At 43.1% G+C, this 12,591-nt stretch carries 11 protein-coding genes and 1 pseudogene; 6 read left to right on the forward strand and 6 right to left on the reverse strand.

The window, feature by feature from the left end:
• Position 1: 1 nt before the first annotated feature.
• From V7K42_RS09905 to V7K42_RS09915, 3 genes are all read right to left on the reverse strand, one after another.
• Positions 2–667 carry a glutathione S-transferase family protein gene (locus V7K42_RS09905; protein WP_334915719.1) on the reverse strand — a complete coding sequence of 222 codons (666 nt, stop codon included), beginning with the start codon at positions 665–667 and terminating at the stop codon, positions 2–4.
• A gap of 54 nt (positions 668–721) precedes the next feature.
• Positions 722–1,258: a peroxiredoxin family protein gene (locus tag V7K42_RS09910; protein WP_334915721.1), complete on the reverse strand. Its 537-nt coding sequence runs from the start codon at positions 1,256–1,258 to the stop codon at positions 722–724.
• A gap of 299 nt (positions 1,259–1,557) precedes the next feature.
• On the reverse strand, positions 1,558–2,169 hold the full coding sequence (locus V7K42_RS09915) for a peroxiredoxin (protein WP_069068387.1): 612 nt from the start codon (positions 2,167–2,169) through the stop codon (positions 1,558–1,560).
• A gap of 131 nt (positions 2,170–2,300) precedes the next feature.
• Here V7K42_RS09915 and V7K42_RS09920 point away from each other — a divergent pair, with 131 nt between their 5' ends.
• The 4 genes and pseudogenes from V7K42_RS09920 (at position 2,301) to V7K42_RS09935 (ending at position 7,348) form a co-directional block, all read left to right on the forward strand.
• Positions 2,301–4,424 (forward strand): amylo-alpha-1,6-glucosidase, encoded by a 2,124-nt coding sequence (locus V7K42_RS09920; protein WP_334915723.1) that lies wholly within the window; start codon positions 2,301–2,303, stop codon positions 4,422–4,424.
• 540 nt (positions 4,425–4,964) lie between these two features.
• A complete protein-coding gene (bcp, locus tag V7K42_RS09925) occupies positions 4,965–5,444 on the forward strand; it encodes a thioredoxin-dependent thiol peroxidase (RefSeq protein WP_334915725.1) in 480 nt (159 codons plus the stop codon).
• A 62-nt stretch (positions 5,445–5,506) separates the two neighbouring features.
• Positions 5,507–6,134, forward strand: a pseudogene (locus tag V7K42_RS09930) (type I restriction endonuclease).
• Between the two features lie 5 nt (positions 6,135–6,139).
• On the forward strand, positions 6,140–7,348 hold the full coding sequence (locus V7K42_RS09935; RefSeq protein WP_334915727.1) for a cysteine desulfurase family protein: 1,209 nt from the start codon (positions 6,140–6,142) through the stop codon (positions 7,346–7,348).
• Here the strand turns inward: V7K42_RS09935 and V7K42_RS09940 are convergent.
• Entirely contained in the window at positions 7,296–8,252 is a 957-nt protein-coding gene (locus V7K42_RS09940; RefSeq protein WP_334915729.1) for an aldo/keto reductase, read from the reverse strand. The genes V7K42_RS09935 and V7K42_RS09940 overlap by 53 nt on opposite strands.
• Positions 8,253–8,483: 231 nt before the next feature.
• Between V7K42_RS09940 and V7K42_RS09945 the strand changes: the two genes are divergently transcribed.
• Both V7K42_RS09945 and V7K42_RS09950 read left to right on the forward strand, forming a co-directional pair.
• Positions 8,484–9,224 carry an SDR family oxidoreductase gene (locus V7K42_RS09945; RefSeq protein WP_334915731.1) on the forward strand — a complete coding sequence of 247 codons (741 nt, stop codon included), beginning with the start codon at positions 8,484–8,486 and terminating at the stop codon, positions 9,222–9,224.
• Positions 9,225–9,432: 208 nt separating this feature from the next.
• Entirely contained in the window at positions 9,433–9,642 is a 210-nt protein-coding gene (locus V7K42_RS09950; RefSeq protein ID WP_334915733.1) for a hypothetical protein, read from the forward strand.
• Here V7K42_RS09950 and V7K42_RS09955 read toward each other — a convergent pair.
• Positions 9,628–10,677 carry a cyanophycinase gene (locus V7K42_RS09955; protein WP_334915734.1) on the reverse strand — a complete coding sequence of 350 codons (1,050 nt, stop codon included), beginning with the start codon at positions 10,675–10,677 and terminating at the stop codon, positions 9,628–9,630. The two genes, V7K42_RS09950 and V7K42_RS09955, sit on opposite strands and share 15 nt — an antisense overlap.
• 654 nt (positions 10,678–11,331) lie before the next feature.
• Positions 11,332–12,582 (reverse strand): cupin domain-containing protein, encoded by a 1,251-nt coding sequence (locus V7K42_RS09960; RefSeq protein WP_334915736.1) that lies wholly within the window; start codon positions 12,580–12,582, stop codon positions 11,332–11,334.
• Between the last annotated feature and the right edge of the window lie 9 nt (positions 12,583–12,591).

Raw genomic sequence — 12,591 nt, forward strand, 5'->3', positions numbered from 1 at the left:
ATTAGGTCTGATGCCGCGTATTTCTCGCTACAATGACAGACTTAAACGCTTCCATTGTCTCTGGTGTAGGCTCGGTAGCTTGCCACGATGGACGTGCAATTAAGCGATCGTGCCAAGCATTGAGTTTTGGATAATCGCTTAAAGAAATTCCTATACTTGGCAGCACAGTTACTACAGTTCCAGCCACAACTTCGGCAAGAGTGAGGTTGTGACTAGCAAAGTAAGGGCGATCGTCAAGTAAATTTTCAAAAAACTTCAGCACTGTGGCAATTTTTTGCTCTGCATTCTTGAGTTTTTCTGGATCTCCTCCAGGTAAGCCGAGAAACTGAGGTAAAAACGTGGTGGTTGCTGGCAAAAGCTCATTCACAGTTAGCAGTTGTACCATCCGCGCGATCGCTAAATCCTTGGCATCTTTAGGCAACATCGCAGGCGTGGGGTATTTTGCCTCTAAGTAGTCCAGAATTGCTAAAGATTCCACTACATTAAAGCCGTCATCCACCAAAGCTGGAATGTGGTGGAAGGGGCTAATTGCCAAAAAATCTGGTTTAAATTGCTCTCCATCCAGTTTTATGTCTACTAATTCAAATTCAAGTCCTTTTTCCAGCAGAGTAATCCAGACGCGGCGAGAGTTAGGAGAAATCGGTGAGTGATAAAGAGTCAGCGCCATAAAACCTCACAGTTTTATCAGTAGGGTGGGCATTGCCAATTTTACACCTTATACTCAATTGAATTGTTCTAATAAAGTCTCAACACTAGCATTGCGATCCAGAAAAGAAAATAAATGCCAGTAGCTGAGTTTTCCTTCTTTATCTAATACAAACTGGGCTGGTAAAGGCGCTCCAAGTGCTTGCCCTACTTGATAGGCACGAAATACTCGACAACTAGGATCGCTCAATAACGGCATTTTTAAGCTTAAATTTCTCACAACAATTTGACTCTGCCGTTCATCGGTGCTAGTAATCATTAAAACTTCTATACCACGATTTTTAAATTGCTCGTAGTTCTCATTCAAGGCTTTGATATGAGGAAAACAAAATGGACAATATTGTTTTTCAGTAAAGATGCGAGTAAACGTAAGTAAAACTGGTTGCTTGCCTTTATAATCAGACAATTTTACTAAAGCCCCGTTGGTAATATCTGGAAGTTGAAAATCAGGCGTTCCTACTCCCAACCTAAGCTTATTTGTAGCTGGAACTGGTAAAAAATTGCGGAAGAAGCGTTCATTTAATAAGCCACTAAAATCAGTTGAAGTCAGCATCTTTTTAACCTTAATTATTTAAATATAGGACTCATATTTTATTTTTGAACAAGATTCAGTACACATCTATACCCTTCTTTTCTGTTAAGAGTTCCCTGTTCCCTACTACGCAGATAATTATGGCTACGCCACGCTACGCGAACAGGAATCAAATCGGATTACTATACTATTTTATGGAAAAACCACAGATAGATCCGGAGGTTGACACTGTTTTATGTGTATCTCTGTTTATCTGTGGTTTTCATTGATTTTGCTGTCAACTCCAACAACTTGAATTAGAGTTTGCTCGCTAGCGAAATTTAGACAGCAGAGAAGTATACTTTAGACTTCACTGGATCGGGATTCATTGTCTTGTCACCAGGTTGCCAACCAGCTGGGCAAACTTCATCGGGGTGAGACTGAACATACTGAATTGCTTGTAATGTCCGCAGGGTTTCATCAACGCTGCGACCAAAAGCTAGGTTGTTGATGGTAGCGTGCTGTATGATACCATCTTTATCGATGATGAACAGACCACGCAAGGCAATACCGGCTGCTGGGTCAAGAACGTTGTAAGCGGCGCTAATCTCTTTCTTAATGTCTGAGACTAGAGGATAATTCAGGTCGCCGACACCACCAGACTTACGATCTGTTTGAATCCAAGCGAGGTGGGAGAATTCACTGTCAACAGAAGCCCCAAGGACTTCAGTATTGATTTTCTTGAATTCTTCGTAGCGATCGCTAAATGCTGTGATTTCAGTAGGACAAACAAAGGTAAAGTCTAGTGGGTAGAAAAACAGGACGACATACTTACCACGATAATCGGAAAGTTTGATTGTCTTAAATTCCTGATCTACCACAGCCGTTGCTGTGAAATCGGGAGCTTGTTGGCCAACGCGGAGGCTTCCTTCGGTTCCGTAAGTAAGGGACATTAACCTAATTCTCCTTTATCGGTTTAATAGCGTTGGAATTTGGGTCAAGTAAAACTCGCCCATCCACGCTCTTACAGTTTAATTACGATCTGTTACGACTATATCATACTCATAACGATTTTGAGTAGCAAATGCTTGATTTAGATACAAGAGAATGGTTGCTTACCAATGGCTTAGGAAGTTTTGCCAGTGGTACAGTTTCTGATGTCCGCACGCGCACTTATCACGGCTGGCTGTTTACCGCTACAAACCCGCCTTCTGGGCGAAATCTGCTGCTTTCGCACTTAGACGCTAGCTTAGAAGTATCGGGGAGCGTTGTGGCGTTAGGGACAAATGTTTGGGGCAACGATCGGATTGAACTGACAGGCTACCAACTGTTGCGGTGTTTTGATATTAACCCAGTTCCAAAATGGACTTGGGGTCAAAATAACTGGCAGTTAACCAGACAATTGGTGATGCCTTATGGATTAGTGGGGACTGGGGACTGGGGATTAGGAGCGAAGAACGAGGAAATGGAAATAGGAAAGAATACTTCCCAATACCCAGTACCCATTACCCAGTCCCCAATCCCCATGCCGAATGCCCAATTTTGCCATCGAATTTTGATCCAATATCGCTATGACGGAAGTGATACAGCAATTTTACGGCTGCGACTGCTGATAGCAGAACGTGATTTTCACCACCAGCAAACTGCTAGTTCAGGATTACAGTTCTCAGAATTACTTGGGCAACAGCAAGTCTGTCTGCAAGCAAAAAAATCTGGGAATTTCGGTATACCTTGGCACTTGCGCTGGACACAAGGAAAATATCAACCAGATGCAGTTTGGTATTGGAATTATGGATTGTCTGAAGAGACAAAACGGGGATTAGGTGACAAAGAAGACCTCTACAGTCCTGGTTACTTAATAGTCACACTGCAACCAGGAGATGTGGTAACACTAGAAGCACGAGTAGGTTTTCCCGACTCAATGGCAGGTGTTCTCACCTCTGAAACCTTTACAGAAGCCGTGGAGGTAGAGCAAGAGCGGCTCTCCAAGATTTTTGGATGGAGTGAAGAAGGGACTAGGCAAGAGTTACTAAACTCCCAATCCCCACTCTGGCAAAAATTACTCAAAGCAAGCGATCGCTTTATTGTCTATCGAGGCTCAATAGCAGACCCCACAATCATTGCTGGTTATCACTGGTTTAATGAGCGAGGACGCGACATATTAATTGCCTTACCTGGGTTGGCACTAGTTCCACAACGTTTTGACCTGGCAAAAAGAGTATTACGGACTTTCGGGCATTACTGTCGCCACGGTTTGATGCCTAATGCATTTCCTGATGATGATGGTGAACCACTTTATAACAGCATTGATGCGGCGCTATGGTGGATTGAAACTTTAGGGCTTTATTTAGAAGCTACCCAAGACTGGGAGTTTTTGGCAGAGCAATTTCCCATAGTTCAACAAATCCACAAAGCCTTTGTTGGTGGTACATACTACAATATTCAGGTTGATGCTATTGATGGATTAATTAGTTGGGATGCTCGTGGTGTAGCCCTCACCTGGATGGATGTGGTAATTGGGGCCCACCCTGTCACTCCCCGTCACGGTAAACCAGTGGAAATCAATGCGCTGTGGTATTCCGCGTTATGTTGGCTGAGTCAATGGGCAGAACGCTTGAGCCACTTGAGCCAGCTAAAATTTGGCAATCCAGCGCGTCTCAAGAAGCAAGCACAGCGCTATGCTTTACAAGCACAAAAGGTTAAAACCTCGCTGCAAAAGTTCTGGAATCCTCAGCTAGGTTATTTGTACGATACTATTGAGCCAGACGATCGCCGGAATTTTCAAATTCGTCCCAACGCGGTTTTAGCGCTGTCGCTGCACCATTGTGGATTTTCTGAACAACAAGGGTGTCAAGTACTAGATTTGGTAACTGCCAGCTTGCTGACTCCTTATGGTCTCCGCAGTCTCGATCCAGGAGATCCTGAATACAAAGGGAGATATGAGGGTAATCAAGAGCAACGCGATCGCGCCTATCATCAAGGCACTGTTTGGACTTGGCTAATTGGGTCATACATTCGGGCTTGGCAACGTTTTTATCCACAACAATCGTTGCCTTTTGATTGGCAACCCTTACTAGATCACTTCCTATCTAACGCTTGTCTGGGTTCTATTTCTGAGATTTTTGATGGTGACTCACCTCATACACCCAGAGGTGCGATCGCTCAAGCGTGGTCAGTTGCTGAGGTCATTCGTCACATCCAAAAATAATTGGTAATGACGCTCTTTACAAGACGCTAAAAGCGATCGCGGACTCGCCTTCTCGTGTCGCCAACGCAATTCGTAATTCTTAGAGGATGTTTAAAAATTCCAGAAGTTATGGCTTGTCATTAGAGGATGTCTGAAAAGTTTTTTTGTATACACCTAACAGTTGGAGATCCCCCTAAATCCCCCTTCAAAAGGGGGACTTTAAGACTCTTATTCCCCCCTTTTTAAGGGGAGTTAGGGGGGATCAACGAATATTTGATATAGCACAAGCCTTGGTGGTTAGGACATCAACAGATGATGAAACTTAGACACAAGAAGACTTTTCACCCAGTCCCCAGTCCCTTGCTATACTTTCAGACATCCTCTTAGCTATGGATGCAGTAAAATGTTTTACCGTCTTCATCCACAAATTTTTCGGATTTAATGACTCGAAGAAGGTTATTTTCTGGGTGTTTTTTGTTTAGAAAGCATAGCCCAATATATGTACAATTCTAAAGCGATATCTACGACGAGCTACGCTTAGGCTACCTCTCACACCCCATCATGAGCAACATTCCCCAAGTCGGACAACCAGCGCCAGATTTCTCCACTCCTGACCAAAATGGCAATGCAGTCACTCTCGAAGACCTCAGCAGTCAGTGGGTTGTCGTCTACTTCTACCCCAAAGATGACACACCAGGCTGTACCACCGAAGCGACAGATTTCACCGAGTTGTATCAAGACTTCAGCACACTTGGAGCAAAAATCTTAGGAGTAAGTCCAGATTCGGGTAAGTCCCATTGTAAATTTATCAGCAAACATAACTTGTTAATCACCCTGCTGAGTGACCCAGAACATATTTTGACAGAAGCCTACGGCGCTTGGCGCTTAAAAAAATTTATGGGCAAAGAATATATGGGTGTTGCTCGGTCAACATTTCTTATTTCACCTGATAAAATGATTGCCTATGCTTGGCCGAATGTAAAAGCCAAAGGTCATGCTCAAGCAGTTTTAACTAAATTACAGGAATTAGCAGCCACGTAAATAGAATTATTATCCATACTAGGAGCTCTTATAAGAATGATTCTAAATCTTTTCAAGAAATTATGGTTCAATTTATCCAAGCACAAAATGTCGGGCTTGCTTATCTGGAAGAAAGATTTGGTCTACAGTTAGCCGAAGAGGAGGCGTTCTTTATCGAATGGTTTGAGAATTTACCGGAAATTACAGATTTAGAAAAGCAAGAATTTAGACAGAGTAAAACTTCATTTTCTCCGTTTAGTCAAGCGTCCTCCTTTGTCAGAAGAAACAGTGAAATTGGTAGTTTTATCTCCTTTACTCAATTTAGCTGGATTTTATGATGAGCCTTTTTATATAAGAGGTGAGCAATCAATAGAAATCTCAGAGGAAGATGAAGAAGAAGTTATTAGAGGTAGAATTGATATTTTAGTTATTCAATAAAAATTATGGTTGTTAGTAATTGAGTCTAAAAGGTCTAGCTTTTCTCTTTTAGAAGCCATACCCCAAGCACTGGTTTATATGTTGGCCGATCCTAGTGAAGACAAACCTACTTTTGGATTAGTAACAAATGGCAGTGATTTTATTTTCCTCAAGCTTGCCAAACAAAATCAGCCAAAGTATGCTATTTCTGATCAATTTACACTTTTGAAACGAGAAAGCGAACTGTATCAGGTTCTAAGTGGATTAAAAAATTTGAGTAAAAGTTTGAGTTAATAATTATGTCCAATCGTCCGATATACCTTGATTGTCACGCTACTACACCCGTAGACGAACGGGTATTAGCTGCAATGATCCCCTACTTCACAGAAAAGTTTGGCAACCCATCTAGTATTGGTCATGTTTATGGTTGGGAAGCAGAAGCTGCTGTCAAACAAACGCGAGAGATTTTAGCAGCAGCAATTAATGCTACTCCTGAAGAAATTGTTTTTACAAGTGGGGCAACAGAAGCTAATAATTTAGCTATTAAAGGTGTTGCTGAAGCTTATTTTAAAAAAGGTCAGCATATTATTACTGTCGCCACTGAACATAATGCAGTTATTGACCCTTATAATTATTTAAAAACTCTCGGTTTTGAAATTACTATTCTCCCAGTTAAAAAAGATGGATTGATTGATTTAACTGAGTTACACAAAGCTTTCCGTCCTGAGACGATCTTGGTATCGGTGATGGCTGCAAATAACGAAATTGGGGTGTTACAGCCAATAGCTGAAATTGGGGAACTATGCCATGCTTACAACATTATTTTCCACACCGATGCAGCCCAAGCTATTGGTAAAATTCCCCTAGATGTGCGAGCGATGAAAATTGATTTGATGTCGCTAACCGCACACAAAGTATTTGGGCCAAAGGGTATTGGGGCGTTATACGTCCGTAGACGCGATCGCAGAGTGCAATTATCTCCCCAGCTGCACGGCGGCGGACATGAGCGGGGGATGCGTTCTGGTACATTGTATACACCGCAAATTGTTGGCTTTGGGAAAGCTGTAGAAATCGCTTTGGCAGAACAAGCAACAGAAACCCAACGCCTCAACCAGTTAAGGCTAAGTTTGTGGGAACAGCTTTCCCAACTTGAAGGAATTCATCTCAACGGACACCCTCAACAGCGATTGGCGGGAAACTTGAATATCAGTGTTGAGGGGGTGGATGGAGCCGCACTTTTGCTAGGATTGCAGCCAGTAATGGCGGTTTCTTCTGGTTCTGCTTGCTCCTCGGCAAATACTGCCCCTTCGAGCGTTCTGACAGCGCTGGGAAGTTCCCAACAGCTAGCTTATGCCTCAGTGCGGTTTGGTATTGGCCGGTTTAATACCCAAGAGGAGATTGATATTGTAGCGAAACATGCGATCGCTACTATTCAAAGTTTACGCAAAACCTCTTTTATGGATTCTCGCCAAGGAAAGCCCCAATCTGCTCTAGTTCCTGCTGATTGAGGCGAAATTCCCCAGCAGCGATGATTCCTTCCACCTGCTTGGGATTGCGTGCGCCAACGATCGCAGCCGTCACCGCCGGATTATTTAAAGTCCAAGCGATCGCAACTTCACCAGGGGAGCGATCGTATTGCTTACCAATTTGCTGCAACACCTCCACTAGCTTCAGGTTACGAGATAGACGTGGTTCTTGAAATTCACTACTTTCTTTGCGCCAATCATCATCTGGGAAATTTGCAATCCGCTCAGATGTCATCTTTCCTGTCAGCAAGCCAGATTGCATCGGTGAATATACAATTACACCGATGTTATTTTCCTTACAAAAAGGCAGAATTTCCTTTTCGACATCAGGCTTAACCAGTGAATAAGGCGGTTGCAATGAGGTAACTGGTGCAATCTCCTGGATACGTTTCAACTGTTCAACATTGAAGTTTGAAACGCCGATATAGCGAACCTTACCTTCATCTTTGAGCTTGGCGAGAGTTGTCCAGCCTTCTTCAATTTCTGATTCTGGGTTAGGCCAGTGGATTTGGTAGAGATCAATAGTTTCAATGTCAAGTCGGCGCAAACTAGCTTCAACCTCCCGCCGCACAGAATCCGCCTTCAGACTGCGACCAATTTCGCCCTTTTCATCCCAAATCATTGAGCATTTAGTGAAAATGTAGGGGCGACTAGATCGACCTTTGAGCGCCTTAGCAACAACCTCCTCAGAATGTCCCAAACCATAGATAGCTGCGGTGTCAATCCAGTTAACGCCAAGATCGAGAGCGCGATTGATTGCTTCAATAGATTCTTGATCGTCCTGCGCTCCCCAACCAAAAGCCCACCCACCTCCACCAATCGCCCAGGCTCCAAAGCCGATTGGGGTAATGTGAAGTTCAGAATTACCAAGCTGTTTGGTTTGCATATCTACCTTCTTTAATGATTTTTGAGTCAATTGCTAGTGTAAGCCGCAAATATTTTCTCAACCGCTATCGGAAGTGTGAATCCCTACTAGTGGAAACACGACAGCCAATCACTACTTCTGTAGGATTACTATACTAAATCCTAAATGTTGTGTTGATACACACTACATATACACTAGACTTGCTCAAAAATAGTAAAAATTATCAGTGTTTATCAAAATAGAGAGGCTAAGATGTCACAAGATTTAAAAGGCAAAGTTGCGCTAATCACAGGTGCAAATAAAGGTATCGGATATGAGATTGCCCGCCAACTTGGTTCTAGAGGTGCTACTGTTCTTATTGCTTCAAGAGATATTGGACGTGGTGAAGAAGCGGCGAATAAACTTCGTTTAAATGAGATTGATGCTCAAGCGGTTCAACTTGATGTCATCGCTCAAAAAACAATCGACTCTACGGCTCAAAAAATCGAGAGCGAATTTGGAAAACTTGACATTCTGGTAAACAATGCTGGGATACTAGCTGAAGGCGATCGCCTTCCACCCAGTCAAGTTGACATTGAAACACTGCGACAAACCTATGAAACCAATGTATTTGGAGTGTTTGCAGTTACAAAAGCCCTGCTGCCACTTTTGAAGAAGTCAACAGCAGGGCGAATAGTGAATTTATCAAGTGGTTTAGGTTCTCTGACTCAAAACTCTGATCCAAATAGTGAGTTCGCTGATTCTAAGTATCTTGCTTATAACTCATCAAAGACAGCAGTGAATGCGATCACAGTTCTGTTGGCTGCTGAACTTAAAGATACCCCGATTAAAGTCAATGCTGCTGATCCTGGTTTCACAGCAACTGACATTAATCAATACCAAGGATATCGCAGTATTGAGCAGGGAGCGATCGCAGCAGTGAGACTTGCTACTCTACCTGATGATGGTTCTAGCGGAGGGTTTTTTGATGAGAATGGTGTGGTTCCCTGGTAGGGTAATTGGGAATTGGGAATTAAGAATTGGGCATTAGACCTCTTGCATGAATCAATTGCCCTCACCCTAAATCCCTCTCCCAAGGATGGGAGAGGGACTTTTAAATTGCCTCCCTTTCTCCCATCCTTGCGAGAAGGGGTTGGGGGTTGAGGGTAGTTTTGTATTTGTGCAAGAGGTCTATTGGGTAGGAGGGAAGGTGAGTTAAAACTTGGACGTTGAGCCTCTGAAGGTGGAAGTTGAGCTTCTGAAGGTGGACGTTGAGCTTCTGAGGGTGGACGTTGAGCTTCTGAGGGTGGACGTTGAGCTTCTGAAGGTGGACGTTGAGCTTCTGAAGGTGGACGTTGAGCTTCTGAGGCTCAACCTTCAAGTTTTAACTCCCAATTCCCCATTCCCCATGCCCCACTTAATAAGGATTTGAATCAATCCGTCCCCTTTTAACACTTCTGAGATAGTAGCCAGAGGTTGGTCTGTTTCTTAAGTTAAAGGTATCGCCACTGCGAACTCTCCAAATTTTGTAATTGGAAAAGGTCAAAGGCGTTCGGGGTTCGCATACTTCTGGCGTATGATTGCCAAGTACAAAGTATGCCGCACCCCTACCCATAACTTTCACCAAGCCGTTTTTATCCACAAGAACCGATGTACTTTCACTAACCGCTATGCCTAAAACACTGCTAGATATACCATCCTTAATTTGACGGGCAATGAAAGCCATAATTCGACCCATTCTTTCCCGCCTATCGAAGTGTGTATCTACGATAGTTCCTTTTAAATTACTCCAATTGAAAAAGTTGTAAGTAAAAGTAATGTCCCGGTAAGGATCTTCAAGTGCGTCTCTAGTTTCAATGCCTTTTTCAGAAGAAGCACAAGCATCATAGACACAATCACTTTGGATCATTGCCCCCGCACTAGTGCCACCAACACCACCTCCCTTAAGATAAACTGACTTAACAGCAGCTTCAAGCTTGGTATCTTTCCAGTTGCGGATGTATTGACATTGATCGCCGCCAGCAAAGAAAACTACATCAGCTTTTTTGATTTTTTCAAAAATCTCGGCTTTGTTTGCTTCTTCTCTATTGCGAATCAGAAGAGTTTCCACAAAGTTTACACCCTTCATGGCATAAACTAGCCGATTGTAATCGTGATTACCATTCGTGCGGAGAACTACAACATTAACCTTGGTATCGGAGTTACTACCTCCCCTAACTTGGTTAATCATCCACTGGATAGCATCATCGACATCGGGGCCACCCCCTCCCAAACTCAGGACTGGGCCCGCTAAGGAAGGACGCACATCAAAGGAGGGTGAGGGGGAAGGGCTGACATCAACAGTGTCACCCAAGAAGTAGCGTTTCCAGTTTTCGATAAAACGGGTTATTAGGAAGGTTCCCATGTTCAACAACTTGATTCCTATATTTTTCAAGCGCCTTGCTATGCTTGGGAATGCCTTTGTCATACTAAGCTTCTGGAGCAAACTGCAATTATTGCTAGGCTGTGACACATTTTAATTGCTTATTTATTCGTGAAATTTGCCTTTTGTGATTAGTCAGTTGTCCTTTGTGAAGAACCAATGACAAATGACAGTCTTAACGAAAAATATGCAATTTAGACGCGCATTAGCTTAACTGTCGCACCTTAGTGGGTAAAATTTCCAGCGTACAGGGCTTGTACTGTTTTTTAACGTAAAATAACGCAGAGTAATCATTAATTATCTGCGCTACTATACAAAAATCTCCACATTGCTTGTGGTGTTTAATTCTGGTCAGATTAAATCTCAAATAGACTAGGTATTACTTGTCACTCTTAAGATTATTCCGTAGTTGCTGAGAATATTTAAAATATTCTGAATAACTGGGAATGCCGGCAAAAAATCTAATTCTGTTTTCGTTAGGGACTTCCAAATAAAAAAATACCCCACAAGATTAGCCCGGATTTTTCACCACATCTCTCAAAACCTTGTGCAGGGGAGCAGGGGAGCAGAGGAGAGTTCAAATACCAAGTTCTTTCCCCTCCGCCCCTCTGCCTCTCCGCCCCTCTGCCCCTCAAGCTTGTGAGAAATGGGGGTGAGATAATTTATTTGTTGGAAGTCCATAATGTTATCAAAGTTGCATTAATCATATCCCCCAAACATAAACAGAGAAACTTGTTCATCGGTAGCATTCATTAAGGCATGAAGATTACCACCTTTGAGCATGGCAAAGTGTCCGGCTTGTAGTGTACGGATTTCAAAGCAGCGTTCTCGCTCTGGCATTTTGCACCAATCACCTACTACCATAAAGCCTTGGCCATCCATCATCAGAAAAACTTCCTGGTTATCACGATGGCGATGTAAACCAATCCCACAACTAGCATTGAGGACGTGCAAATCCATGTAATCTACGGCAAAGAATCGTTCAAAACCGTTACCATGATTTTTGCTACCAAAGGCGTTGAAGTTCCATGAGTTTAATTGGCGACCCAATTCGGGTTTACTAGAGTAGCGTCCATAATTAGACATTAAATTACGATACTCCAAAAAGCCAATACCGCCGTGAGGGTTAGAACTGATACCTGTTCCTAAAAAATGATCCCATCCCCGGACAATCATATTGAATTCGTACTGGTAGTTTTCCCCATTCTGGGAATCCCAAATTTTCTCGCTAAAGTCTGCCCAAGCAAGCTCTACATGCAGAGGTAATATAGGATGCATGGTGTTTGTGGGGGCGACATCTAGTATATAGCGATCGCTCAATGCTTCCCGGTTGAAGTCTGCTATGCTGCCATGTACTAAATCATTTCTTACCTGGAGTTCACCACGATCTAGAGCATTGCGTCCTTTGTCGTCTAGCTGATCTCGCAGATCGTTGCCTGGATAACCCCAAAACTCAACTTCATAGCGATCGCTTAAGGGATTATACGGCACTAAAATCAACGCTGGAGTTGCCACACCTGCGACTTTAATCCAGAGTTTAATCTTTTCCCCCAATTTATGGTTAGCAGCAATGGATAGCTTAGTGTCAGGGCCGCCACGATAAGAAACTCGCAAAAACGGCCCTGTCCAATCTCCCACAGTTACCAAACCCCGAATTAAAAAGGTATCGGTACTAACAAAATCCTTGACATTTTGCTTTTGGAAATCTGTTTTATTATCTTGCACAGTCGGGTCAAGAATATTAGCATCATTCCCCTGGGGGCCATATAAAACCAGAGACTCATAGGGAAATAAATACTGGAACTCCCCTGTTAAATAAAATTCACGTTCAGCGGCTAGTTGGGCGCGTTCGAGAAAATTCAGCAACTTCAACAACGGATTACCCCGATTATAGTCAGGCGGAGTATTGGGATCGACTTTAAAAACACTGTCAGAATGAACAATAAACATGGCAACAGT

Origin of the sequence: Nostoc sp. (assembly GCF_036917455.1) — a bacterium.
Classification (GTDB): Bacteria; Cyanobacteriota; Cyanobacteriia; order Cyanobacteriales; family Nostocaceae; genus Nostoc.